This is a genomic window from Photobacterium sanguinicancri (genome assembly GCF_002265265.1).
Taxonomy (GTDB): domain Bacteria; phylum Pseudomonadota; class Gammaproteobacteria; order Enterobacterales; family Vibrionaceae; genus Photobacterium; species Photobacterium sanguinicancri.
In genome coordinates, this window is record NZ_NOIF01000061.1 from 1 (window position 1) to 25,090 (window position 25,090).

Consider the following 25,090-nt stretch of genomic DNA (forward strand, 5'->3'; position numbering starts at 1 on the left):
TAGGCTAACGCTTCCTGCTCGACAAGGCACGTAGAGGACTTTCACCTCCTAGGTTGACACCATGCTCGGCGCACAACGACAAAAGCCAGCATTAATGCTGGCTTTTCTATCTGCTGACGCCTGTACTTACTCTGCAGACTCGCGGTGTTCTGGCTCTACAGCATCTTGGTATGCATGGCATTTACGATCAGCACATTGCAGTTTAATACCACTCGCTAATTTCTTTTCAATCAGCAAACCGTAGCCGCATAACTGACAGCGCCCCATGATGGGTTTATGGTTAACCGCAAAACGGCACGTTGGAAATTGATCGCAAGCAAAGAACATTTTGCCATAACGAGACTTACGCTCAGTTAACGATCCCTTGTGACAACTTGGGCAGGCAATATGCGTTTCTTCCGCTTTTTTTTCAAGCGGCTCGATATGGTGACAGGTAGGGTAATTTAAACACCCAATAAACATCCCATAACGGCCTTGTCGCAATACAAGTTCATCATTACATTCCGGGCAAGGCTTACCTAAATGCTTAACAATATGACCATCATTTTGATGAAGCGGCTGAATAAATTCACAGTTTGGATATTGGCTACAGCCCAAAAATGGGCCTCGCTTACCAAAACGCATGGTTAGCTCATTCCCACACTCAGGACAGGCTTGGTGCGTTAGCTCGTGAGTCGTAAAAAGTTCTTGGTCAATTTTACCAGACATGATGATTGATACTGCCGTTCGCTAATTAGTGAATGTAGCCATCTTCCATGCCATACAACAGCTCTTCCATTTGGCTGTAAGCACTTTCGTTACCTGGCGCATTGAAAAGCACCATTAAGATAATCCATTGAAGGTCATCCAGAATAAATTCATTCGTTTCAAGCTCCATTACTCGGTCAATCACCATCTCACGAGTATCAGCACTCAGAACATGAATCTGCTCTAGGTAAATTAGAAAGCCACGACACTCGACATCAAGACGTGTCATCTCTTGTGGGGTATAAATTCGAATTGACGTCACCGCACTGGTATTCATGTACGGGTTCTGTTCAGTTTCTTGTAGCGCAGCCAGCTTTTCTAACCAAGATAGTGCTTTGTATATGTCTTCTTGATGAAAGCCCGCTCGAAGTAGCTCATCGGATAGTTCTTCCTGATCAACCAACAGCTCTGCATCGCTGTGTATATAGGTTTCAAACAGGTACATTAAGATATCCATCATGACTTGCCCCTCCTCGTTCTGATATAGCCACCGGGTACTGAGGTAACAAACCCAAGCAATTCTAGCTCTAATAATTGCATCATAACTTCATGCACGGGTTGTTCACTACGTTCAGCAACCACATCTACGGGTGTTGCTTCATTGCCTACGGTAGCCAACAAGGCGGGAAATGGCAATTGCTGATCTTCACCCTGTGGCAGAGTTTTGCTTAATTGACTATTTATTGCGCACTCTGTCAGTGCACCTACCTCCTCAAAGATATCGACCGGGGTTTCTACCAATTTAGCACCCGATTTTATTAATGCGTTACAGCCTCTACTTTCAGGGTTACGGATCGAACCTGGTAGAGCAAAAACATCTCGCCCTTGCTCTAAGGCATAACGCGCCGTAATCAAAGAACCACTTTTTTCTGCGGCCTCTACAACTAATACGCCCACCGACAAGCCACTGATCACTCGGTTACGCCGAGGAAAGTTTTGCGGGCGTGGTTTTTCATCTGGCCAGAACTCAGAAACTAACGCCCCTTGCTCTTTTATCTTAGCGGCTAAATCACGATGACGAGCAGGATAGACCTGTGACAGGCCTGCTCCCAAAACGGCAATTGTCGCACCACCATGCTTTAATGCGCCATGATGCGCTTGACCATCAACCCCTAACGCCAAGCCACTGGTTACCACATAATTGGCCGCAACCAAGGCACCAGCAAACTCATAGGCTGATTCACGCCCGTCAATACTGGCAGAGCGACTCCCCACAATAGCAAGCTGAGGTGCACTCAGGTATTCCACTTGACCACTCACAAATAAGACTGGAGGCGCGGCAGCAATTTGCTTGAGTAAAGCAGGATAATAGGGGGAATCGATAGTCAGGATCGTATTATCTTGATGGTCGGCCCACCAAAGGCAACGATCAATCTGCGCTTGAAGAGGAGTACGAAAGGCTGATATTTGAGAAAGGGATAGGCCGAATGTCTGTAACTGTTCTGTCGACATGGCACGCAATTGCGTTGGCGTACCATGTTGTAATAAACGACTGACTTTTACACCACCAACGCCAGGAACGGCAGTGAGTGCAAGCCAGTCTTCCAGACTATTCATGGTGTAGATTGAGGTGATAGCGCCGAAACGCCAGAACTAAATGGCTCAGAACTGCGCAAGACAATCGCCAAACTAAAGGCTTCATAGGCACGAATAACCATCACCTCGCCAACACCTCGAGGGGCAAGTTGAAACTGCTTTCCAGTATAAGAGGAGCGTTTATAGTCATAACTCCCTTTTTTACCTTCAATCTCAGTCACAGGGTGATGTAATTGCAACACGTGGCCCGCCTGAAGCGAATCTAAATGGCCTTTATCTAATACCACAACTTCAGACGTCGCAATGTACGATTGGCCACCGATCGCCCCCATCACTTGCGCTTTAACACCGACGGGTGGCGTAGCAGGTACAAAAAATAACTCCGAGCTCGCACCTAAGGCTGGCGCGGGTAATAACACGTCATTCAAATTGATCTCTTGACGATACGACTGCAATTCAAGGGTGCTGGTTTCGGCTTGCTGCGCATTCACCTTCATCTTTGCCACTTCTTTTAGCACTGTGACTGGCTTACTGCCTTTACGTGTATACGTTTCGACGGGACGATAAACCCACCATTCCTCACCAAGCGGTAACACTGTATCTGCCCACACAATATCACCCGCAGACAGCTGTTTACGTTGATCATCACTCCCTAAAACACGCGGCGCATCCGCTAACGCGGCATCTGACAACAAGCGGTGTTCTTCTAAATAAGGCAGTACCAGTGATGATTGTAATGTCGTAATCGGAGAACGGATCACTTTAATCTCGGGCGATACTTTGACTATTTTTGATGGTTTACGTTGTAAGCGCGGCTGACCATCAACCCACACTAAATACAATTTATCGCCAGGATAAATTAGGTGGGGATTTTCAATTTCAGGGTTAGCTTGCCACAATTTTGGCCATAGCCAAGGTGTCGCGAGAAAATGATTAGAAATATCCCACAAGGTGTCACCTTTCTTTACGGTGTACACGTCTGGGATATTTTCATTCAAAACAATATTATTACTCGTGTTGCTCGCCCAGCCAGGTTGAATACACACCACGGCAGTTAGCACGCACGAAAAAAGAAAAGAGAGGGGCTTCATGATGCCATCCTTGCACTACACAGATTCGTTATCCGGCAAGCTGTTTGCCTATAGTTGTCGTCCAGCGTGACAGCGGCAGACGTTCAGTGTCTATCTTCTTATTTTGGCTAACAATCGCTTTTCGACTGACTTCACGCTTTCAATTTACCCTTTGCAACAACACGCACTAAGGGTGTTGAACTTACCGAAAACTGTGTACTTAGCTTTACAGCGAACTGCTGATATTGAACATTCATCACCGATGCTGTTATTTGATCGTTAAAATGACTAGAATTAGAACAAATTATTTTTCGGCACTGTTCACTTTTCGAGTACCTATGTCTTTATTGCAAGTATTAACATTCCCAGATGATCGCCTGCGCACTGTCGCTAAGCCAGTTGAAGCCGTTACCCCTGAGATCCAAAAAATTGTCGATGACATGATTGAAACCATGTACGACGAAGAAGGTATCGGTCTAGCAGCCACGCAAGTTGATGTTCACCAACGCATCGTGGTGATTGATATCTCCGAAGAACGCGATCAACCCATGGTACTGATTAATCCTGAAATCACCGAAAAACGCGGTGAAGATGGTATCGAAGAAGGTTGTCTTTCTGTTCCGGGCGCTCGTGCTTTAGTTTCTCGTGCAGCCGAAGTATCAGTCAACGCGCTTGATCGCGATGGCAACCCGTTCTCGTTTGAAGCTGATGATCTGCTGGCAATTTGTGTTCAACATGAATTAGACCATTTAGCAGGAAAGCTGTTTGTTGATTACCTATCGCCACTGAAGCGTAAGCGTATTCAAGACAAGCTAACGAAAATCAAACGCTTTAACGAAAAGAACTAATAAGCCAAAACCTTTAAGGACGCTACCTTGAGCAAACCTTTGAAAATCGTTTTTGCTGGTACGCCAGACTTCGCCGCCCGTCATCTGGCGGCGTTGTTGTCTTCACAGCATGAAGTTATTGCCGTTTATACTCAACCTGACCGCCCTGCGGGTCGTGGTAAAAAGCTAACGGCGAGCCCAGTAAAAGCACTGGCGCTTGAACATGACATTCCCGTATACCAACCAGAAAACTTCAAATCAGATGAAGCCAAGCAAGCGCTGACCGATTTGAATGCAGACTTAATGGTTGTGGTTGCGTACGGTTTGCTATTACCGCAAGCCGTATTGGATACCCCAACACTGGGTTGTATCAATGTTCATGGCTCAATTTTACCGCGCTGGCGTGGTGCGGCACCAATCCAACGTTCGATCTGGGCGGGAGATGCCGAAACAGGCGTTACCATCATGCAGATGGATATTGGCCTAGATACTGGCGATATGCTAAGCATTGCAACCCTACCAATTGAAGCAACAGACACCAGCGCAAGCATGTACAACAAGCTTGCTGAACTGGGTCCTGATGCATTAATTGACTGCCTTGGTGATATTGCAGAAGGCAAAGCAGTACCAGTGAAACAAAATGATGAACTGGCTAACTACGCGAAAAAGCTAAGCAAAGAAGAAGCCAAAATCGATTGGACCATGGATGCTGAAGCGATTGAACGTTGCGTTCGCGCTTTTAACCCTTGGCCAATGAGCTACTTCACCGTGGCAGAGCAAAACGTAAAAGTTTGGCGCACAGCTGTGGAAGCCGATAATCAAGGTAAGCCCGCGGGTACGGTTCTATCTGCAGACAAGCACGGCATTGTGGTTGCAACAGGTAAAGGCGCACTACGCCTGATAGAGCTACAACCACCCGGTAAGAAAGCGATGCAAACCCAAGATTTGCTGAACTCTCGCCGTGAATGGTTTGAGCCCGGCACCGTTTTGTAATGCGAAAGCCAGTGCTTGCACTGGCTTTTCTTTTCTATCCAAATAGAAAATACGCAACACTATCGCGCTTAATACCTTCCAGTATTAACGTTAAAAGAATTTCAGGAAAATCCGAATGAATGTAAGAGCCGCTGCAGCCAAAGTTATCTATCAGGTTGTTGATCAGGGCCAATCCCTTTCCAACGTACTCCCTGCTGCTCAACAAGAAGTGAGAGAGCGAGACCAAGCACTATTGCAGGAGATTTGTTATGGCGTACTGCGCTGGTTACCGCGATTAGAGTCCATTACTAACCACCTAATGGACAAACCACTGAAAGGCAAACAACGGGTTTTCCATCACCTTATTTTAGTGGGTCTTTATCAACTCGGTCACATGCGTATTCCCGCACATGCCGCTGTTGCTGAAACGGTTGATGCCACTAAAACACTGAAAAAGCCGCAACTTCGTGGCTTGATAAACGCTATTTTGCGTAACTATCAACGCCAACAAGAAGCACTAGATGCTCAAGCAATCAGCCATGATGCGGGCCGTTATGGCCACCCTAGCTGGTTACTAAAGCTGCTTAAGGCGAGCTACCCAGAACAGCTTGAAGCGATTGTTGAAGCAAACAACACCAAAGCACCAATGTGGCTACGTGTGAATCGCCAACACAATACCCGTGATGAATACCGAGTCCTGCTAGACAACGAAGGTATTGCCACAGAATTGCACCCACAAGCAGGTGATGCACTGCGCCTGTTAAAACCTTGCGATGTTACCCAACTGCCAGGGTTTGCTGACGGTTGGGTATCCGTTCAAGATGCAGCAGCACAATTAGCGGTTGAATACTTACAACCTCAAGCTGGCGAATTGATCCTAGATTGCTGCGCTGCACCCGGTGGCAAAACCGCGCATATTATGGAGCGTCAACCCGATACCCAAGTGGTGGCCATTGACTGTGATGAGCACCGCCTATCACGTGTACACGAGAACCTTGAACGTTTAAATCTAACCGCTCAAGTTTTGTGTGCCGATGCGCGCTACCCAAGCGATTGGTGGCAAGGTGAGAAATTTGACCGCATCTTACTCGATGCACCGTGTTCAGCAACTGGTGTTATTCGTCGCCACCCAGACATCAAGTGGCTACGCCGTGCTGATGACATTGCAGCATTAGCCGAACTACAAGCTGAAATTTTTGATGCAATGTGGCTGCAACTCAAATCAGGCGGCACCTTGGTATACGCAACCTGTTCTATCACTCCGCAAGAAAACAGCGAGCAAGTAAAAGCCTTCTTAGGCCGCACCGCTGACGCGACGTTAATGGATAGCGATCCGACCAACCCTGGTCGTCAAATCCTACCAGGTGAAGAACAAATGGATGGCTTCTACTACGCCGTATTGAAGAAGCAATAATAGCCATCTAACGCTGAAACGAGAACAATCAGGCTATTTCAATCTAGCCTGATTTAAAAATCGGAGTAAGCTACGTCAATATTAGAACGGGGCACATACGTGCCTTTGTGCCAATTTAGAGAAACTCAGTCAGGCGAATGCTATGAAAATAATCATCCTCGGAGCCGGTCAGGTCGGGGGCACACTCGCAGAAAACCTTGTGGGTGAAAACAACGATATTACTATCGTTGATAAAGACCCAGAGCGTCTGCGGGAGCTGCAAGACAAGTACGATCTCCGTGTCGTACAAGGTTTTGCTAGCCACCCAAAAACCTTGCGTGATGCAGGTGCACAAGATGCTGATATGCTGGTTGCCGTCACCAATTCTGACGAAACCAACATGATCGCCTGTCAAATTGCCTTCTCTTTATTTAATACCCCAAACCGTGTGGCGCGTATTCGCTCACCTGAATACCTGAAAGAAAAAGAACAGCTATTCCAATCCGATGCTGTTCCTGTCGATCACCTTATTGCACCAGAAGAACTGGTAACAGGTTATATCGAGCGATTAATCGAGTACCCAGGAGCATTACAGGTTGTTGGTTTTGCGGAAGATAAAGTTGGCCTTGTCGCAGTTAAAGCCTACTACGGTGGTCCACTTGTGGGGAATGCCTTGTCAGCACTACGCGAGCATATGCCGCATGTTGATACTCGTGTCGCTGCCATTTTCCGCCAAGGTCGTCCTATTCGCCCACAAGGCACCACGATTATTGAAGCCGATGATGAAGTGTTCTTTGTCGCAGCCAGCAATCATATTCGCTCCGTCATGAGTGAACTTCAGCGCCTTGAAAAGCCGTACAAACGGTTGATGATTGTCGGTGGCGGTAACATTGGGGCAGGGTTGGCACGACGTTTAGAGCAAACCTACAGCGTCAAGCTGATAGAGCGAAACCCTAACCGTGCTGAAAACCTATCAGAAATGCTAGAGAACACTATCGTGTTTTGTGGTGATGCGTCAGATCAAGAGCTCCTCAGCGAAGAGCACATCGAACAAATTGATGTTTTCATTGCCGTAACCAATGATGATGAAGCGAATATCATGTCAGCAATGCTGGCCAAACGTATGGGCGCCAAAAAAGTCATGGTGCTTATTCAGCGTGGCGCTTACGTTGATTTGGTGCAAGGTGGTACGATTGATATTGCGATTTCCCCGCAACAAGCCACCATTTCAGCCTTACTCACCCATGTCCGTCGAGCGGATATTGTCAATGTATCGTCATTACGTCGTGGGGCGGCAGAAGCGATTGAAGCCATTGCCCATGGTGATGCCAGTACATCGAAAGTCGTGGGACGCGCTATCAGTGACATTAAGCTACCACCGGGTACCACTATTGGTGCCATTGTGCGTGGCGAAGAAGTATTGATCGGCCATGATCGAACGGTTATTGAACAAGACGATCACGTAGTGATGTTCTTGGTTGATAAGAAATATATCCCAGATGTTGAACGCCTGTTCCAACCAAGTCCGTTCTTCTTGTAAAGTATTTATGGTTAATTACCGTCCTATCTTATTCGTGATTGGGTTGGTCTTATCGAAGATCGCCCTATTCATGTACGTCCCTACTTTAGTGGCGTTTTTTACCGGCACTGGTGGCTTTATTGATTTTGCCACAGCGGTGCTCATCACTCATGTGGTGGCATTCCTATGCCTCACCTTTGGCCGCACCAACGAGTTTAAACTCGGGGTGCGCGATATGTTTCTGATCACCACCTTGGTATGGACCATCGCCAGCGCCTTTGCCGCGCTGCCCTTTGTGTTCATCAACCATATCAGCTTCACCGATGCCTATTTTGAAACCATGTCAGGGATCACCACCACAGGTTCAACGGTACTCAGTGGCCTCGATGATATGGCACCCAGCATTCTATTATGGCGGTCAACGCTACAATGGCTTGGCGGTGTTGGCTTCATCGTGATGGGGGTTGCCATCTTACCGATGCTCAACGTCGGTGGGATGCGGCTGTTCCAAACGGAATCATCAGATTGGTCCGATAAAAGCTCACCGCGTACCAAAAATGTCGCCAAAAACATTGTGAATGTGTACCTGATCCTAACGGGTCTTTGCGTGGTCGGTTACATGTTGGCGGGGATGAATACCTTTGATGCCATCAACCACGCCTTCACCACATTATCGACCGGCGGTTATTCCACCTCTGATGGCTCGATGAACCACTTCTCCAATGCCGCGCATTGGGTCGCGATCATCTTCATGTTTGCTGGCGGCTTACCTTTCTTATTGTTCGTTCAGATGTTGAGAAAGAAAAGTGCGACCGCTTTATTCAATGATGCACAAGTACGCGGATTTACCCTGTTGGTCTTTAGTACCGGGTTATTGGTCGCAATATGGCTCACGCTTGATAAAGACTATACGTTTGCCGATGCCTTCCGTGTTTCGCTGTTCAACATCATTTCAGTGGTCACCACCACAGGCTTTGGCTTAGATGACTTTACCAATTGGGGTCCATTCCCTGCGATTGTGTTTGCCTTCATTATGTTGGTGGGCGGTTGTTCAGGCTCCACGGCTGGCGGGATTAAAATCTTCCGTTTCCAAGTGGCTTTTGCCTTACTGCGTAAGCAAATGATGCAATTGATCCACCCATCAGGGGTGTTTATTCAGCGCTACAATGGCCGTCCTGTCACGGATGGTATCGTACGTTCTGTTGTGGCCTTTGCATTGACGTTTATTATTACGATAGTCGTGGTGGCTGCGATTTTAGGCATGCTCGGACTGGATCCCGTAACCAGTATTACAGGCGCGGTCACAGCAGTTGCGAACGTAGGACCAGGGATGGGCAATATTATCGGTCCAACAGGGAACTTTGCGACATTACCCGATGCGGCAAAATGGGTACTGAGCTTCGGCATGTTGATGGGGCGTTTAGAGATATTAACGGTATTAGTGGTGTTCTTCCCCGCATTTTGGCGAGATTAGTCCTGCATACCTCCAGAGAATAACTAACCAAAAGATACAAAAACGGCGCTCATCAGCGCCGTTTTTTTATTTCTTATTAAGCTTGATTAGATCGGTTTTACATATAAGTAAATCGCGAAGAAATGACAAATCGTGCCACCTAATACAAATAAATGCCAAATCGCATGATTGTAAGGAATGCGCTTATTCACGTAGAACACCACGCCCAGCGAGTAAATCACCCCGCCAAGCCCTAGCAAGACAAGACCGCCCGTTGCTAAGGATAAAGACAACTGATACACCGCAATCAGCGCTAACCACCCCATCACCAAATAAGTTGCCAGCGATAGCTTTTTAAAGCGGTATACAAACATAATTTTAAGGGCAATACCCAGTAACGCTAACCCCCAAATCACCGCCATTAATGTCATGGCGAGCGGGGTACGTAATGTGATCAACAAAAATGGGGTATAGGTACCCGCGATCAATAAGTAAATCGCACAGTGATCTAGGGTTTTCAGTACACGTTTGGCTTTTTCTAGTGTGATAGCATGATACAAAGTCGAAGCCAAATACAGCAGGATCATACTGCTACCATAGACGCTTAAACTCGCAATACTCATGGTATCAGCATTCAGATTATTCGCCTGCACCAGCAGCAAAACTAACCCTACAATACCAAATAGCATACCAAGGCCATGACTCACACTGTTGGCAATCTCTTCTGCTACCGAATACTGTGGGCCGGCACTTTTCTTCATTGTTGTCGCTCCTAATAGAGTTAAAACTCAGCTTCAGAGCAGTATCGCACAACCTAGCTTACACTTGTACGCTGAAATTGCATTTATCATCATTCTCACACTCAGCGTCCAAGTTATAATCCACAAAGTCACAATCGTTAAGTGGTCTCATCAAGGAAAGCGACAACTTGCTCTCCCGCTGATTCAGGAGAGCAATCAGCGCTAATCTGTAATTCGCGTTTTAATTCACCACGCCCTAAGAACCCCGCCAACATACCAGATACACCTTTTAAACGGCGATCTACTTCAAACCACAATTGCAAACCTTGTTCATCACGGTAGGCCACCACTTCAAGCTCACGCCAGCGACCGTGAAATGGTCCAGAAACAGGCACAAATTCAAACTCTTGTACAAATGGCAATGCAAAGCCTTTGGCGGCTTCACATTCCACCTGACGAATACGCAATCCTGCTTGCTCTAAAGCCGTAAACACCCCATCCATCAAAGGCTCGGGACGCACCGTTAAGGTATCTTTATCTTTTGGATCAATCGCGAGCGCAATATCCAATGAGGTATCAAGCCACACTTGAGCATCACCAATAGTAACGGGCGTATTGAATGGAAGATCGAAAGTGAATGAAAACTGACGCTCTTCCTCCACTCCAATCACAAAAGCTTCGGGTAATGACCATTCAGCCAACTTACAAATTTGCGGTATTTTTTCTTTACGCTGATCACTGTCGCCCCGCCCAGTCGCCACCTCATCAAGATAACGGCAGCATAAAGATAAATGAATATTATCAATTTGCTGTTCGGTTGCCCCACCTTGAACGCGAATTTCAATTGGCAGCGGTTGGCCTGGGATCAAAACATCATGAGGTAAAATTGTATCGACTTTAGCAGCGCCAATGCCAAAACTCGCGAGACTTTTTCGAAATAAAGACATGCATCCTCCTTGCGCATTGCATCAATACTGGCCATTAGCTTGGCGCTATCGATGGTGCAAATAAACAGTTAAAAACCAGTAGGCTTAAGATACGTTGACTCTATCTTGTACAGTCCGAGATCAAATCGCAAGTCAATTCCACTACTGACTATTTGAGCGATTAGAGAATTCCGACAGAGGCTTTAAAAAGTAGAAAATAAGGCAGAGAAATAACAACATTGGCGTTAAATTGAGCGGATAAGTACCCACATAAATAACGAGTCATCGACAATAAAAAATAGGGGGAGAAACTCGACTTTACGAGAGATGTAGCGAACACCAAAAGAAAACGGAGCGTCTGACACGCGGGGTAACGCTCCGTCTGCAGGGTATTTCTTATTACTTAAGTAGCTCAATGGTTGCTTGGCGAGCAGCTTCAGGGTCTCGCGCTAAAATCGCATCAACTACATTCTGATGAAGTTCCAACTTCAGCATTCTATCCCGCGTAATAATGCGGAAATAGCTTTCAAATACAGCCTTGAATAAATTTCCAAATGGGCTAATAAAATGATTACCAGAAGCAAAGTAAATCAGTTGGTGAAGACGGGTATCAACCGCAATCCATCGCTCTTGATCAAATTGCTCACCGAGCTTATGCATTTCAAGCACCAATGATGCAAGCTCATCACGATCAGCATCACTCGCATTGATCGCGGTACAAGCCGCCGCTTCTGGCTCTAGGGTTAACCGTACACGTTGAAATTCTTCAATAAGCTCACCCGAATCATTGAAGTCGAGCCATGCTAATAAATCTTGATCCAGATAGTTCCAGTTACGCTTTGGTAATACACGAGTACCAATACGTGGACGCGGTAATACCATGCCTTTCGCTGCCAGCATTTTAATCGCTTCACGTACTGCGGTTCGGCTGACGCCATACATTTCACCCAGCTCAACTTCACCCGGTAAAATATCTCCCGGTGGCGTTTCACCTTTTAAAATACGCTGACCGATTGATTCAGCTAATCGATACGACAAGTTCCGGCTAGTCACTAACCGTTGCTGATCTCGCTCCATCATTCCCCCTCAAAGGCTCTTTTTATAATAGTTGCCAATTTATTTCATGACCTATCAATATTGATATGCCTAATACGGCGCAATTAGACCACAAAGCCTGCATGGTGAAACGGCTTATCTTCACACTTGCATCAGATATCCATGTTTTTGCCTTTTTTATGACCCAGCCTCATCCTAAATGAAGAGACTATTGTTCATAATTTACTCGACTATATGAATAGTTGTTGGTATCCTACCCGCGTTTTTTAACAGCAAGTATCACGCTAAACACCACGGTGAAGATAACCCCCTCACCACACAGCTAGCGTGATCCTATTTATAATCTTTCTTGGCCATGGATGTGCCTGATTTATAGGTAAAAACCATGCGCCCTATGACTTACGCTCGCTCTAACACCCGCAGCCCATCACTGTCTCGTACAACATCTCATGCCCCACGCTTTAAAGCGCGTACAGCACCACAGGTGTCAGCGGACATTCATCAGATGCCAAGTCAAACCATCATCTCGACTAAAAGTGCTAACGAGAAAGCGGCATAAACCAAGAGATGACAAGGCAGCAGCCTTTGTTGCCTTCCTTTCAGAAACCATCTTGGTATACTTTATCCACAATAAAAATATGACAATTTATTCAGCCTTCATTGTGGAGATAAAATGAAAACCCACCGCGTTAACGAACTGATCGAACTTATCCATCCTGAATGGAAAAAGCACTCAGAACTCAACCTTGTCGAGTTCCTATTAAAGCTAGCCGAAGAAGCTAAATTTGAAGGCAAGCTTGAAGACCTGAGCGACGATGTTCTGATCTATCACCTAAAAATGCGCAATAGTGATCAGAAAGAGATAATTCCTGGCTTAGCGAAAGATTGCGAGAATGATTTCAAAACCGCTATTTTGCGAGCACGTGGCATTATTAAGTAGCCTGAAATAACAATCTCATCTTAGCAAAATCACATTGGGTGCTCGCTGTCAGTCTCATCACAGCGCACCTGATGTTTTTCCACACCAACTTTCCTTCTGTTATAGCCTAAAAACGCTTCTTCTGTACCGATAACTGAAATTATGACCGTGCTAGAGTAATCCGCAATCCGGCTGTTATATAATCAGCTGATAACATACGCGTATCATTTATAGCGATCAGGCAACGTATCTGATCAAACGGCGCACCAAAGTGTGGGCACCCAAGGAAAGCAATGTCATGAGCCAAGATAAAATCAAGATTAAGGATGTCACCCCCCAACAATTTAACCCCAAAACGCACAAAGGTAACGCCGACCGCTTTAACCCAAGCAATCGTATTTATGTTCGTGCCGTAAAAGGGATTTACCAACAACTCCGTCAACGGATGGGGTGGGTGTTAATGGTCTTATTTATGGGGCTCCCATGGATACCCTATGGTGACCGCCAAGCCATTTTGCTGGATATAGGCCACCAGCAATTCAATTTTTTTGGTACCACATTGTGGCCACAGGATCTGACCTTACTCGCCACCGTATTCATGATTGCGGCTTTCGCTTTATTTTTTATTACCACTTTTTTAGGCCGAGTCTGGTGTGGGTATTTCTGCCCGCAAACCGTATGGACCTTTATTTATATTTGGTTTGAAGAAAAACTCGAAGGTGCTGCGAACAAACGTCGTAAACAAGACAGCCTAAAAATCACCGCTAAATTACTGATAAGAAAAACCCTAAAACACATTGCTTGGATCGCTGTTGCACTTCTAACGGGTCTCACTTTTGTTGGTTACTTCGTGCCAATTCAATCACTGTTTATTGATTTTTTCACCTTTAGCACCAGCTTCTCAGCCGGGTTTTGGGTGCTATTTTTTGCGGGATGTACTTATGCCAACGCAGGTTGGATGCGATCGATTGTGTGCATTCATATGTGCCCTTATGCGCGCTTCCAATCAGCCATGTTTGATAAAGATACCTACATTGTGGGTTATAACGTTGAACGTGGTGAGGCTCGCGGACCCCGCTCTCGTAAAAAAGATCCCAAGGAGCTTGGACTAGGTGACTGTATTGACTGTAACTTATGTGTACAAGTCTGCCCTACGGGCATCGATATCCGTGATGGCTTACAGTATGAATGCATCAACTGTGGTGCCTGTGTAGATGCCTGCGATGAAACCATGGATCGTATGGGCTATGACAGCCGCCTGATCAGTTACACCACAGAGCATAAACTCGAAGGTAAACATACCAAGGTTATGCGACCGAAATTAATTGGCTACGGTGCCGTCATGGTCGCCATGGTGGGGCTCTTTTTTATCTTACTTTCGAGTGTGAACCCGATGGGGCTAGATGTGATCCGCGATCGCAGTCAGCTCTTTAGAGAAAATAACGAAGGATTGATCGAAAATACTTACACCTTAAAGATTCTGAACAAAACTCAACAAGCACGCACTTATCAGCTGTCGGTTTCCGGGCTTGAAACCGTTGAATGGTATGGGGCAACAGCAGTCAATGTGGCTGCAGGTGAAATTTATACCTTACCGATCAGTCTTGGGGTTGACCCTTATGATCTGACCACACCGATTGCTGATATCACTTTCATTATTCAAGATACCGCCAATGATGCTGGCGACCCATTACATACCGAAAGTCGATTTATTGGTGAGCTACGCTAAATTATCTTTAAGATAAACCCGTACGATAACAAAAGGACCGGTAACGGTCCTTTTTTGATCTAGTGATATACTGGGCGTATTCATTCGGCTGTGGACCCCCCCATGACACAACAAAGCTTTAGTTTTTCTGACCTCACTCCTGACTTACTACTTGATGCGCTTGATAGTATCGGCGTTCGCGCAGAGTCTGGGCTCCTAGCACTCAATAGCTACGAAAATAGGGTTTATCAGTTCCAAGCTGAAGATCGCTCACGCTATGTCGTCAAGTTCTACCGTCCTCAGCGTTGGAGCAATGAACAAATTCAGGAAGAACACGATTTCAGCCATGAACTGGTTGAACAAGACATCCCCATTGCTGCTCCCGTAAAAATTGATGGTGAAAGCCTGCTCCACTATCAAGGTCACCGCTTTGCTTTATTTCCAAGTGTCGGTGGTCGCCAGTTTGAAGTGGACAACTTTGATCAGCTAGAGGGCGTCGGGCGCTTTCTTGGTCGTATCCACCAAGTGAGCCAAGGCTCTGCTTTTAAATACCGCCCAACAATTGGCATAGACGAATATCTGCATCAACCGCGCCAAATACTTGAAAATGCCGATTTCATTCCCGATCACCTTAAAAATGTTTTTTTTGCCGATCTTGATACCTTAATTGGCGAACTTAGCCAGCAATGGCACACTAATTGGCAACCTCTTCGCCTACACGGTGATTGCCATCCTGGCAATATTTTATGGCGAGATGGGCCGATGTTTGTCGACCTCGACGATGCCCGTAACGGCCCGGCGATTCAAGACTTGTGGATGCTATTAAATGGCGATCGCAATGATCAGCTAGCCCAACTCGATACCATTCTTGAAGGTTATAATGAGTTTGCTGATTTTAATCATAATCAGCTGCAACTAATTGAGCCTTTACGCGGTCTTAGAATGGTGCACTATATGGCTTGGCTAGCAAAACGCTGGCAAGATCCTGCATTTCCACGGGCATTCCCGTGGTTTGCAGATCATAAGTATTGGGAAGGGCAAGTGCTGTCATTTAAAGAACAAATTGCAGCATTGCACGAGGCTCCCTTACAGCTTATGCCACAATGGTAGCTCAGCTTTAGCAACATAAGTCACTGTGACAACAATCAATAATTACAAGGGATTAATCCCAATACCATCGTACTGTTTGCCGCAATCAACCAGTACCACTAATACACCAAATAAGGGAGACTTCATGCGTATAATGAAGACAATTTTAACGATAGCCAGTGCCGCACTGTTATCGTTTTCTGTGCAGGCAGCAAAATTTACTGAAGGGGATTACTACAAGGTATTGGATTTACCTAAGTCTTCAACACCCATAGTTACCGAATACTTTTCATTCTTTTGCCCACACTGTAATAGCTTTGAGCCGATGATTAAGGAACTCAAAAAAACATTACCTGAGAACGCGAAATTCCAAAAAAATCACGTCTCTTTCATGGGCGGTCCAATGGGTAAATCATTGAGCAAAGCGTACGCAACCTCTCTTACGCTGGGTATCGATGATAAAATGACACCTGTGCTATTTAACCGTATCCACGGTATGCAAAATGCACCACGGAACGATGCTGAACTACGCCAAATTTTCTTAGATGAAGGTGTAAAAGCAGAAGATTACGACGGTGCATTCAATAGCTTCGCCGTAAACTCAATGGTAAACCGTTACAACAAAGCCTTTCAAGACAGTGGCCTAACAGGCGTGCCTGCGGTTGTTGTTAACAATAAATACCTAGTGCAGACCGGTGAAATTGAATCGGCAGACGAGTATTTTGAATTGGTAAACTTCTTGTTGAAGAAATAATATTCACAGACAGCCACAAAAAGGGCGCTTGCGCCCTTTTTCCATTTTTATCACTCCCTCCTATTCAGACCATTTGCGCACTTAACTGCTTCAGTAATCGATCCATCGCACGATAACCCAGCGCTTCTGCTAGATGGCTCCGTGAAATCTGACTTTCTCCGGCTAAATCGGCAATGGTTCGCGCTACCTTGATAATCCGATGGTAGGCGCGGATAGATAACCCCAATTGATGAAGAGCAGTTTCTAAAAACGTCGCATCTGCTTTCGACAATCCACAGTAACGATCGAGCTCTCGGGTCGATAGCAACGCATTCACTTTCTCTGAACGCTCTAGCATCAATTGCCTCGCTTGCAACACCCGCTCTTGAATCACCGCAGTCGGCTCTCCCCGATCGCCCCCTTCGGCAAGTGTCCCTCGTGGCAATAACGGGATCTCAATCGACATATCAAAACGGTCTAATAACGGCCCAGAGAGACGACTTAAATAACGCAAAATCGCCTGCGGATTGGTTCGTGATTGGTTGCCTTCGTAATAACCTGTTGGACTGGGGTTCAAGGCACCAATAAGCTGAAAACGGGCAGGGAAGGTCGCTTTACTGGTCGCGCGCGAAATCACAATTTCGCCCGATTCAAGCGGTTCTCGTAATGAATCCAAAACCTTACGTTCAAACTCAGGCATCTCATCCAAAAAAAGTAACCCATTGTGCGCCAGTGATATTTCCCCAGGTCGCGGCACAGAACCGCCCCCTACCAAGGCTGCCATTGAGCTTGAATGGTGAGGAGTTCGAAACGGACGTTGTCGCCAGTTGCCTTGGTGCAAACTTTGCTGGGTCAGCGAAGTTACGGCTGCCGTTTCGAGTGCTTCGGCTATCGACATCGGTGGTAACAAATCACACAGGCGAGACGCAAGCATGGTTTTACCTGTTCCTGGCGGCCCGAGAAACAGCACGTTATGACCACCAGCCGCCGCAATTTCTAACGCACGTTTACCTTGTTGTTGGCCGATAATATCTTGCATATCGCGCTGATAATCATCAACAATAACCACATCTTCAGTCGCGGTACGTTGGAACAAAGAGAGAGGCTGCTGGTCACATAAATACCCACACACCGCCAGTAAATCAGCCGCTGATTTATGCTCACAACCTTCCACCAGACCAACCTGATCACCATTACCATCGGGAACCACTAAGCAGCGACTCAACCGTTTTGCTGCAAGGGCGGCAGGCAATGCACCTTTAACAGCACGAAGCTGGCCAGATAACGCTAACTCGCCTAAAAATTCATGGTTAGGTAGCTTAGTTGTCGGTATTTGTCCTGATGCTGCAAGTATGCCAAGAGCAATAGGCAAGTCAAAACGGCCCCCTTCTTTCGGTAAATCCGCAGGGGCTAAGTTGACGGTAATACGGCGTGAGGGGAACTCAAAGTTGGCATTTACAATCGCACTGCGTACCCGATCACGGGCCTCTTTCACGGTGGTTTCAGGCAGCCCGACTAACGTGAGCGCTGGCATCCCATTACTAATATGTACTTCCACGGTAACAGGCGGTGCATTCACTCCAACACACGCACGGCTATGAACAATGGCCAAAGTCATAATTTAATCATCCTGATGATGGTTCACACCAATAAGTTAATGAAAGTTATCAATTTCGTTTCATGCTTAGCCTATATATGCAGAGGAAATGAAAACAAATCCTTAGTTTTTGCTTGTCATGCGACTCATGTCTGTGTTACCACTTAGTAAGCACAACAAATAAACAAATTAGTTGGATAGATAACAATGCGATTTAACGCCAAAGCCCTCGTACTCATTATTAACGTCATTGTGGTGATTATTCTCACCGCAACGGGGAGTGCTAGGCGTTAAACAAACGCAAAAGAAACAACGCACAAGCCCCCGTAACCACAAGGTCCGGGGGCTTTTTTCTAACTATAAGCAATAGACAATCCGCAATATGGAATAAGGGGATCGTGATGACAGGGGCAGAGTTAGTTGTAACAGCACTGCAGCAACAAGGAATAACAACAATATTCGGCTACCCAGGCGGTGCAATCATGCCAATTTATGATGCACTCTACGACGGTGGTGTTGAGCATATTCTTTGCCGTCACGAGCAGGGAGCCGCAATGGCCGCGATTGGAATGGCACGTGCAACCCAAGAGGTTGCAGTATGCATGGCAACCTCAGGGCCAGGAGCAACCAACCTCGTTACTGGCTTAGCCGATGCCTTTCTCGATTCCGTCCCGCTAGTGGCCATCACAGGTCAGGTAGCCAGTACCCACATCGGCACCGATGCATTCCAAGAAATGGATGTGATTGGAATGTCGTTATCCTGTACCAAGCACAGTTATTTGGTTACCGACATTGACGAGTTAGCCCCCACCTTGTCTGAAGCATTTGAAGTAGCAAAATCAGGGCGCCCCGGCCCAGTTATTGTCGATATCGCCAAAGATGTACAGTTAGCACAAACCCCTGTTGATACTCTCCCTTCTTTTACACCACCCGTAATCCCTCAAGTTTGCAGTAAATCACTACAAACAGCGCAGCAACTACTGGCCGCAAGCGAGCGTCCGGTCTTGTACGTTGGGGGCGGAGTTCAGTTAGCAAAAGCAACCCATACCGTTCGCCAATTCTTGCAGATCAATCCAATGCCAGCAGTGAGCACCTTAAAAGGATTAGGCACAATTGAACGTCATCACCCTCATTATTTGGGGATGCTAGGCATGCATGGCACTAAAGCCGCAAATTTAGTCGTACAAGAATCTGACTTATTAATTGTGGTCGGTGCGCGTTTTGATGACAGAGTGACAGGGAAGCTAGATACGTTTGCCCCTCATGCAAAAGTGATCCACTTAGATATTGATGCCGCTGAGTTCAATAAACTCCGCCAAGCACATGCAGCACTACGTGGCGATATTAATACCATTTTGCCTCAACTAGAGCTGAGCCAATCTATTGCCCCTTGGTTGAATCATTGCGATAGCTTACGCCGCGATTTCAAATGGCGTTACGACCACCCCGGTGAGCTCATTTACGCACCTGGATTAATGAAGCAACTGTCTGACATGATGCCCGACACCGCAATGGTCTCTACCGATGTCGGCCAACACCAAATGTGGGCAGCCCAACATATTCAGCCGCGCGAACCCCAAAATTACATTACCTCCGCAGGCCTTGGCACCATGGGGTTTGGTCTACCTGCAGCCATGGGGGCCAAAGTAGCACGCCCCGACGATGAGTCGATCTTAATCTCGGGAGATGGCTCGTTTATGATGAATGTCCAAGAACTGGGCACCCTAAAACGCAAGCAGATCCCCGTTAAAATGGTGTTAATCAACAACCAACGCCTCGGCATGGTAAGGCAGTGGCAGTCCTTGTTTTTTGATGGCCGCCATAGTGAAACCATTCTTGATGACAACCCAGATTTCGTGATGCTCGCCAAGGCCTTTGATATTCCAGGGAAAACCATCACCAAAAAAGACGAGGTCGAGCCAGCCCTACAGGAAATGCTGGCCAGTGACACCGCCTACTTACTCCATGTATTAATCTCAGAAGAAGAAAATGTATGGCCACTGGTACCACCGGGCGCGGCTAACCAAGATATGCTGGAGAACACCTAATGGATAGATATTTACTCGACATCAAAGCGGATGATAAACCAGTATTACTAGAGCGAGTATTGCGCGTTATTCGTCACCGTGGCTTTATTATCAAGAAAGTCATCGCGACTCAGAACCATGAAAGTAAGGTTGCCAGCGTTGAAATTGTGGTTGATAGCGATCGACCAATCAGCACTCTGGTCAACCAAATTGAAAAACTTTGGGATATTCGCACCGTAACAACAACTCTCTTAGAAAACCAAGACTAGTGCATAAGGAAGAAATGCAAAATGGCAAATACAGCAGATTTTATTTGGTTTAATGGTGACATGGTTCCTTGGGGCGAGGCTAATGTCCACGTGCTGACTCACGCAATGCACTATGGCACCTCGGTTTTTGAAGGCATTCGTTGCTATAACACCCCAAAAGGCCCAATCGTATTCCGTCATAAAGAGCACATGGAGCGCCTAAAAAACTCCGCCAAGATTTACCGTTTCCCAATCCCCTACAGCGCTGATGAGCTAATGGAAATCTGTCGCGAAACCATTCGCGTCAATAAACTCGAATCGGCCTATATTCGTCCTCTGGGCTATGTTGGTAATGTTGGCTTGGGGGTTTGTCCGCCAGTTGATACCGAAATGGATTTAATTGTTGCGGCTTTCCCTTGGGGGTCATACTTGGGTGAAGAAGCTCTCGAAAACGGCGTCGATGCCATGATTTCAAGTTGGAATCGTGCCGCACCCAATACGATCCCTACCGCCGCCAAGGCTGGGGGAAACTACCTGTCGTCACTACTTGTCGGTAGTGAAGCACGCCGTCATGGTTACGCCGAAGGTATCGCCCTTAGCGTTGATGGTTATCTGTCTGAAGGTGCTGGCGAAAACATCTTTGTGATCAAAAATGGGGTACTGCTAACCCCGCCAGCCACCAGTGCCATTTTACCGGGTATTACTCGCGATTCGATCATGGTGTTAGCCAAAGAGCTGGGCTACGAAGTACGCGAAGAGAACATCGCGCGCGAAGCGCTGTACTTAGCCGACGAAATATTCATGACAGGTACCGCAGCTGAAATTGTTCCAGTACGCTCGGTTGACCAAATCACCGTTGGCGAAGGTAAACGAGGCCCTATCACCAAAGTTATTCAAGCAACTTACTTTGGCCTGTTTAACGGCACCACTGAAGATAAATGGGGCTGGTTAGATTACGTCTACCCAGAGAAGAAATAAGCCACCGCTAAGAATCACCGCCATCACCCGCAGCTATCAAACTCAGCGGGTGATGCAACAAAAAGGATATTTGTAGTTATGCCTAAGTACCGTTCCGCCACCACCACTCACGGCCGTAATATGGCTGGAGCCCGCGCTTTATGGCGCGCCACTGGCGTTAAAGATGAAGATTTCGGTAAGCCGATTATTGCCGTAGTGAATTCCTTCACCCAATTTGTTCCTGGCCATGTGCATTTAAAAGATATGGGACAACTGGTTGCGGGGGAAATTGAAAAAGCAGGCGGGATCGCCAAAGAATTTAACACCATAGCAGTCGATGATGGTATCGCGATGGGGCATGGCGGCATGCTGTATTCGCTGCCATCTCGCGAACTCATCGCCGATTCGGTCGAGTACATGGTTAACGCCCACTGTGCCGATGCCATGGTGTGCATTTCTAACTGTGACAAAATCACCCCGGGCATGCTAATGGCATCACTGCGCCTCAATATTCCGGTTATTTTTGTGTCTGGCGGCCCAATGGAGGCAGGGAAAACCAAGCTATCGGATCAAATCCTCAAGCTCGATCTTGTGGATGCCATGATCCAAGGCGCGGATCCTAAAGTCTCAGACGAGCAAAGTGAGCAGATCGAACGATCAGCCTGCCCGACATGTGGATCGTGCTCAGGCATGTTTACTGCTAACTCGATGAACTGCCTAACTGAAGCACTTGGTTTAAGTCAGCCGGGTAATGGTTCTATGCTGGCAACCCATGCCGACCGTGAACAACTGTTCATCAATGCGGGAAAACGTATTGTTGATTTAACCAAACGTTATTACCAAGACGATGACATCAACGCACTGCCCCGTAATATCGCCAATAAAAAAGCGTTTGAAAATGCAATGGCACTCGATATCGCGATGGGCGGTTCGACCAACACCGTCTTGCATTTATTAGCAGCAGCGCAAGAAGGCGAGATCGACTTCACGATGGAAGACATTGATCGGATGTCTCGCCGAGTGCCACACCTCTGCAAAGTCGCACCATCCACCCCTAAATATCACATGGAAGATGTCCACCGTGCGGGGGGCGTCTATGGCATCTTGGGAGAGTTGAATCGCGCAGGGCTATTTCATAGCGATTGCCATAACATCCTAGGCCAAAGCTTTGCACAAACATTGCCGATTTATGATATTGCCGTAACTGAATCACAAGAGATAAAAGATTTCTTCCGTGCAGGGCCTGCAGGCATTCGCACCACTCAAGCTTTTTCACAAAGCTGCCGTTGGGATACGGTGGATGACGATCGTGAAAATGGCTGTATCCGAACAAAAGAACATGCGTTTAGCCAAGATGGTGGCCTGGCTGTCTTATCAGGCAATATGGCACTTAATGGCTGTATCGTAAAAACCGCAGGAGTTGATGAAAGCTGCCTAACCTTCACGGGCCCCGCCGTGGTATTTGAAAGCCAAGACAGTGCTGTTGAAGGTATCTTAGGGGGTAAAGTCAAAGCTGGCGATGTCGTAGTGATCCGCTACGAAGGGCCAAAAGGCGGCCCAGGTATGCAAGAAATGCTGTACCCAACCACTTATCTGAAGTCGATGGGGCTCGGCAAAGAGTGTGCATTAATTACTGATGGTCGTTTCTCGGGTGGTACCTCGGGCCTGTCGATTGGCCATGTCTCACCAGAAGCAGCAAGCGGTGGCACTATTGGGTTAATCACAAATGGCGACACAATTGCCATTGATATTCCTAATCGTAGCATCGAGCTGAAGGTCGATGAAAAATCATTAGCAGAGCGTCGTGCCAAAGCTGATCAGCGCGGTTGGAAACCAGTCGATCGTCAACGTGATGTTTCTTATGCACTTCGTGCTTACGCTTTACTCGCGACCAGTGCAGACCAAGGCGCCATCCGCGACAAGTCCAAACTGGAAGGATAATCGCCATGAATGACATCCAGCAGGTTAACGACACCGCCTCGCAAGCACCATTAAGTAGCGCAGAGTATCTACGCGATATTCTTCGTGCTCCTGTTTATGAGGTGGCGCAAGTTACCCCCTTACAAACGTTACCACGATTATCAGAGCGCAGTGGCAATCAGATCCAACTGAAACGTGAAGACCGTCAGCCCGTGCATTCTTTTAAATTGCGTGGCGCTTACAACATGATGTCGCAGTTAACGCTAGCTCAACAGCAAGCAGGGGTGATTGCCGCATCAGCTGGCAACCACGCACAAGGGTTAGCACTCTCAGGCAAACACTTAGGGGTACAAGCCACTATCGTCATGCCATTAACCACCCCCAACATCAAAGTAGAAGCGGTTAAAAGTTTTGGAGGGAAAGTGGTGTTGCATGGCAATAATTTTGATGAAGCCAAAGCCCGCGCTGTCGAGCTTGCCGAGCAACATCACTTTACCTTTATACCTCCCTTTGATCACCCACAAGTGATTGCAGGGCAGGGCACCATCGGCATGGAGTTACTCCAGCAAAATGGTCACCTTGATTATGTGTTTTTACCTGTCGGGGGTGGGGGCCTAGCCGCAGGTGTCGCAGTCCTTCTCAAACAGTTATTGCCACAAATCAAAGTGATTGGTGTTGAAGCCGAAGACTCTGCCTGTCTAAAAGCAGCACTGGCTGCAGGCGAACCCGTCACTCTGGATCAGGTCGGCATGTTTGCCGATGGTGTGGCCGTTAAACGCATAGGCGATGAGACTTTCCGCTTATGCCAACAACACCTTGATGACGTGATCACCGTGAGTTCAGATGAAATTTGTACGGCGGTAAAAGATATTTTTGAGGATACTCGGGCAATTGCCGAGCCGTCCGGTGCACTATCGCTGGCAGGTTTGAAGAAGTATGCCGATCGCCACCAGCTCAAAAATAAACAGTTAGCGGCGGTATTATCTGGGGCCAACCTCAACTTCCACGGCTTACGCTATGTCTCGGAACGCTGTGAGCTCGGTGAGAAACGCGAAGGCTTGTTGGCAATCACCATTCCTGAACGCCAAGGCGCTTTCCTCGATTTTTGTCACATTCTAGGAGGCCGTGCTGTCACTGAGTTTAACTACCGTTACAGTGATGACAGCTTGGCTAATGTGTTTGTCGGTGTACGATTGATGCAAGGACAAGAAGAACTCGACGGCATTATCGAAGATTTACGCCAAGGCGGTTATCCCGTGGTGGATCTGTCTGATGATGAAATGGCAAAACTGCACGTGCGCTACATGATTGGTGGACGCCCATCGAAGCCGTTACAAGAAAAGCTCTATAGCTTTGAATTTCCGGAATACCCAGGGGCATTACTGAAATTCTTAAATACACTGGGCACCCGTTGGAATATCAGTTTATTTAACTACCGTAACCACGGCGCTGATTATGGCCGAGTACTCTGTGGTTTTGAACTTGAAGAAAATGATGTTCTCTCATTTACTAGTTACTTACGAGAACTTGGCTACCAGTGGAAAGATGAAACAGCCAACCCAGCTTATCAATTTTTCCTCGCACAATAACGCTCATTCTGGGTGAACGCCGCGCATTAAAAAAGCAGCCAATGGCTGCTTTTTTATATACAGA

Annotated in this window: 23 protein-coding genes; 15 read left to right on the forward strand and 8 right to left on the reverse strand. The window is 46.9% G+C overall.

What is annotated here, in order from left to right; all coding sequences use genetic code 11:
• Positions 1 to 126: 126 nt before the first annotated feature.
• From ASV53_RS11075 to ASV53_RS11090, 4 genes are read right to left on the reverse strand one after another with little or no spacing between them, the layout of a single operon-like run.
• Positions 127 to 708, reverse strand: coding sequence for a DNA topoisomerase family protein (locus tag ASV53_RS11075; protein ID WP_094957138.1), 582 nt, complete (start codon positions 706 to 708; stop codon positions 127 to 129).
• Positions 709 to 733: 25 nt separating this feature from the next.
• The gene (locus tag ASV53_RS11080; protein WP_062690445.1) at positions 734 to 1,207 is read right to left on the reverse strand and encodes a DUF494 family protein; all 474 of its coding nucleotides are present in this window, start codon (positions 1,205 to 1,207) and stop codon (positions 734 to 736) included.
• The gene (dprA, locus tag ASV53_RS11085; RefSeq protein WP_062690444.1) at positions 1,204 to 2,304 is read right to left on the reverse strand and encodes a DNA-processing protein DprA; all 1,101 of its coding nucleotides are present in this window, start codon (positions 2,302 to 2,304) and stop codon (positions 1,204 to 1,206) included. The genes ASV53_RS11080 and dprA overlap by 4 nt, the downstream gene beginning before the upstream one ends.
• Positions 2,301 to 3,374: a LysM peptidoglycan-binding domain-containing protein gene (locus ASV53_RS11090; RefSeq protein ID WP_094957139.1), complete on the reverse strand. Its 1,074-nt coding sequence runs from the start codon at positions 3,372 to 3,374 to the stop codon at positions 2,301 to 2,303. Before ASV53_RS11090 ends, dprA begins: the two co-directional genes overlap by 4 nt.
• 317 nt (positions 3,375 to 3,691) lie before the next feature.
• Between ASV53_RS11090 and def the strand changes: the two genes are divergently transcribed.
• The 5 genes from def (at position 3,692) to ASV53_RS11115 (ending at position 9,538) form a co-directional block, all read left to right on the forward strand.
• A complete protein-coding gene (gene def, locus ASV53_RS11095; RefSeq protein ID WP_062690443.1) occupies positions 3,692 to 4,201 on the forward strand; it encodes a peptide deformylase in 510 nt (169 codons plus the stop codon).
• Positions 4,202 to 4,228: 27 nt separating this feature from the next.
• Complete coding sequence (gene fmt / locus ASV53_RS11100) at positions 4,229 to 5,173, forward strand: methionyl-tRNA formyltransferase (protein WP_094957140.1); 945 nt, start codon at positions 4,229 to 4,231, stop codon at positions 5,171 to 5,173.
• 115 nt (positions 5,174 to 5,288) lie between these two features.
• Entirely contained in the window at positions 5,289 to 6,566 is a 1,278-nt protein-coding gene (gene rsmB / locus ASV53_RS11105; protein ID WP_062690442.1) for a 16S rRNA (cytosine(967)-C(5))-methyltransferase RsmB, read from the forward strand.
• Between the two features lie 142 nt (positions 6,567 to 6,708).
• Positions 6,709 to 8,085 (forward strand): Trk system potassium transporter TrkA, encoded by a 1,377-nt coding sequence (gene trkA, locus ASV53_RS11110; RefSeq protein WP_094957141.1) that lies wholly within the window; start codon positions 6,709 to 6,711, stop codon positions 8,083 to 8,085.
• Between the two features lie 7 nt (positions 8,086 to 8,092).
• Entirely contained in the window at positions 8,093 to 9,538 is a 1,446-nt protein-coding gene (locus ASV53_RS11115; RefSeq protein ID WP_094957142.1) for a TrkH family potassium uptake protein, read from the forward strand.
• A gap of 86 nt (positions 9,539 to 9,624) precedes the next feature.
• Here the strand turns inward: ASV53_RS11115 and trhA are convergent, their stop codons facing one another.
• From trhA to ASV53_RS11130, 3 genes are all read right to left on the reverse strand, one after another.
• Entirely contained in the window at positions 9,625 to 10,278 is a 654-nt protein-coding gene (gene trhA / locus ASV53_RS11120; protein WP_094957143.1) for a PAQR family membrane homeostasis protein TrhA, read from the reverse strand.
• Between the two features lie 137 nt (positions 10,279 to 10,415).
• Complete coding sequence (locus ASV53_RS11125) at positions 10,416 to 11,204, reverse strand: sporulation protein (protein ID WP_094957144.1); 789 nt, start codon at positions 11,202 to 11,204, stop codon at positions 10,416 to 10,418.
• A 378-nt stretch (positions 11,205 to 11,582) separates the two neighbouring features.
• Entirely contained in the window at positions 11,583 to 12,260 is a 678-nt protein-coding gene (locus ASV53_RS11130) for a FadR/GntR family transcriptional regulator (protein WP_062690450.1), read from the reverse strand.
• Positions 12,261 to 12,624: 364 nt separating this feature from the next.
• On the opposite strand from ASV53_RS11130, the gene ASV53_RS25440 reads away from it, so the two are divergent.
• From ASV53_RS25440 to ASV53_RS11150, 5 genes are all read left to right on the forward strand, one after another.
• Positions 12,625 to 12,798, forward strand: coding sequence for a hypothetical protein (locus tag ASV53_RS25440; protein WP_157072615.1), 174 nt, complete (start codon positions 12,625 to 12,627; stop codon positions 12,796 to 12,798).
• A 114-nt stretch (positions 12,799 to 12,912) separates the two neighbouring features.
• On the forward strand, positions 12,913 to 13,179 hold the full coding sequence (locus ASV53_RS11135) for a YihD family protein (RefSeq protein ID WP_094957145.1): 267 nt from the start codon (positions 12,913 to 12,915) through the stop codon (positions 13,177 to 13,179).
• A 277-nt stretch (positions 13,180 to 13,456) separates the two neighbouring features.
• On the forward strand, positions 13,457 to 14,887 hold the full coding sequence (ccoG, locus tag ASV53_RS11140; protein ID WP_094957146.1) for a cytochrome c oxidase accessory protein CcoG: 1,431 nt from the start codon (positions 13,457 to 13,459) through the stop codon (positions 14,885 to 14,887).
• Positions 14,888 to 14,989: 102 nt separating this feature from the next.
• Entirely contained in the window at positions 14,990 to 15,976 is a 987-nt protein-coding gene (locus tag ASV53_RS11145) for a serine/threonine protein kinase (RefSeq protein WP_094957147.1), read from the forward strand.
• A 133-nt stretch (positions 15,977 to 16,109) separates the two neighbouring features.
• Complete coding sequence (locus ASV53_RS11150; protein WP_390960849.1) at positions 16,110 to 16,709, forward strand: DsbA family protein; 600 nt, start codon at positions 16,110 to 16,112, stop codon at positions 16,707 to 16,709.
• A 64-nt stretch (positions 16,710 to 16,773) separates the two neighbouring features.
• Here the strand turns inward: ASV53_RS11150 and ASV53_RS11155 are convergent, their stop codons facing one another.
• Positions 16,774 to 18,306, reverse strand: a complete 1,533-nt coding sequence (locus ASV53_RS11155; protein ID WP_094957148.1) for a YifB family Mg chelatase-like AAA ATPase — start codon at positions 18,304 to 18,306, stop codon at positions 16,774 to 16,776.
• A 380-nt stretch (positions 18,307 to 18,686) separates the two neighbouring features.
• On the opposite strand from ASV53_RS11155, the gene ilvG reads away from it, so the two are divergent.
• From ilvG to ilvA, 5 genes are all read left to right on the forward strand, one after another.
• Positions 18,687 to 20,333, forward strand: a complete 1,647-nt coding sequence (gene ilvG, locus ASV53_RS11160) for an acetolactate synthase 2 catalytic subunit (RefSeq protein ID WP_062690436.1) — start codon at positions 18,687 to 18,689, stop codon at positions 20,331 to 20,333.
• Entirely contained in the window at positions 20,333 to 20,581 is a 249-nt protein-coding gene (gene ilvM / locus ASV53_RS11165) for an acetolactate synthase 2 small subunit (RefSeq protein ID WP_062690435.1), read from the forward strand. Before ilvG ends, ilvM begins: the two co-directional genes overlap by 1 nt.
• A 21-nt stretch (positions 20,582 to 20,602) precedes the next feature.
• Entirely contained in the window at positions 20,603 to 21,538 is a 936-nt protein-coding gene (ilvE, locus tag ASV53_RS11170) for a branched-chain-amino-acid transaminase (RefSeq protein ID WP_062690434.1), read from the forward strand.
• 78 nt (positions 21,539 to 21,616) lie between these two features.
• Complete coding sequence (gene ilvD, locus ASV53_RS11175) at positions 21,617 to 23,458, forward strand: dihydroxy-acid dehydratase (RefSeq protein ID WP_094957149.1); 1,842 nt, start codon at positions 21,617 to 21,619, stop codon at positions 23,456 to 23,458.
• A 5-nt stretch (positions 23,459 to 23,463) separates the two neighbouring features.
• Positions 23,464 to 25,026: a threonine ammonia-lyase, biosynthetic gene (gene ilvA / locus ASV53_RS11180; protein WP_094957150.1), complete on the forward strand. Its 1,563-nt coding sequence runs from the start codon at positions 23,464 to 23,466 to the stop codon at positions 25,024 to 25,026.
• The last annotated feature ends 64 nt before the right edge of the window (positions 25,027 to 25,090 follow it).

Excerpts from the sequence above, each read along its gene's own strand:
- ASV53_RS11075 (WP_094957138.1), bottom strand. The coding sequence starts at position 708 with ATGTCTGGTAAAATTGACCAAGAACTTTTTACGACTCACGAGCTAACG.
- ASV53_RS11080 (WP_062690445.1), bottom strand. The coding sequence starts at position 1,207 with ATGATGGATATCTTAATGTACCTGTTTGAAACCTATATACACAGCGAT.
- dprA (WP_062690444.1), bottom strand. The coding sequence starts at position 2,304 with ATGAATAGTCTGGAAGACTGGCTTGCACTCACTGCCGTTCCTGGCGTT.
- ASV53_RS11090 (WP_094957139.1), bottom strand. The coding sequence starts at position 3,374 with ATGAAGCCCCTCTCTTTTCTTTTTTCGTGCGTGCTAACTGCCGTGGTG.
- def (WP_062690443.1), top strand. The coding sequence starts at position 3,692 with ATGTCTTTATTGCAAGTATTAACATTCCCAGATGATCGCCTGCGCACT.
- rsmB (WP_062690442.1), top strand. The coding sequence starts at position 5,289 with ATGAATGTAAGAGCCGCTGCAGCCAAAGTTATCTATCAGGTTGTTGAT.
- trkA (WP_094957141.1), top strand. The coding sequence starts at position 6,709 with ATGAAAATAATCATCCTCGGAGCCGGTCAGGTCGGGGGCACACTCGCA.
- ASV53_RS11115 (WP_094957142.1), top strand. The coding sequence starts at position 8,093 with ATGGTTAATTACCGTCCTATCTTATTCGTGATTGGGTTGGTCTTATCG.
- trhA (WP_094957143.1), bottom strand. The coding sequence starts at position 10,278 with ATGAAGAAAAGTGCCGGCCCACAGTATTCGGTAGCAGAAGAGATTGCC.
- ASV53_RS11125 (WP_094957144.1), bottom strand. The coding sequence starts at position 11,204 with ATGTCTTTATTTCGAAAAAGTCTCGCGAGTTTTGGCATTGGCGCTGCT.
- ASV53_RS11130 (WP_062690450.1), bottom strand. The coding sequence starts at position 12,260 with ATGGAGCGAGATCAGCAACGGTTAGTGACTAGCCGGAACTTGTCGTAT.
- ASV53_RS25440 (WP_157072615.1), top strand. The coding sequence starts at position 12,625 with ATGCGCCCTATGACTTACGCTCGCTCTAACACCCGCAGCCCATCACTG.
- ASV53_RS11135 (WP_094957145.1), top strand. The coding sequence starts at position 12,913 with ATGAAAACCCACCGCGTTAACGAACTGATCGAACTTATCCATCCTGAA.
- ccoG (WP_094957146.1), top strand. The coding sequence starts at position 13,457 with ATGAGCCAAGATAAAATCAAGATTAAGGATGTCACCCCCCAACAATTT.
- ASV53_RS11145 (WP_094957147.1), top strand. The coding sequence starts at position 14,990 with ATGACACAACAAAGCTTTAGTTTTTCTGACCTCACTCCTGACTTACTA.
- ASV53_RS11150 (WP_390960849.1), top strand. The coding sequence starts at position 16,110 with ATGAAGACAATTTTAACGATAGCCAGTGCCGCACTGTTATCGTTTTCT.
- ASV53_RS11155 (WP_094957148.1), bottom strand. The coding sequence starts at position 18,306 with ATGACTTTGGCCATTGTTCATAGCCGTGCGTGTGTTGGAGTGAATGCA.
- ilvG (WP_062690436.1), top strand. The coding sequence starts at position 18,687 with ATGACAGGGGCAGAGTTAGTTGTAACAGCACTGCAGCAACAAGGAATA.
- ilvM (WP_062690435.1), top strand. The coding sequence starts at position 20,333 with ATGGATAGATATTTACTCGACATCAAAGCGGATGATAAACCAGTATTA.
- ilvE (WP_062690434.1), top strand. The coding sequence starts at position 20,603 with ATGGCAAATACAGCAGATTTTATTTGGTTTAATGGTGACATGGTTCCT.
- ilvD (WP_094957149.1), top strand. The coding sequence starts at position 21,617 with ATGCCTAAGTACCGTTCCGCCACCACCACTCACGGCCGTAATATGGCT.
- ilvA (WP_094957150.1), top strand. The coding sequence starts at position 23,464 with ATGAATGACATCCAGCAGGTTAACGACACCGCCTCGCAAGCACCATTA.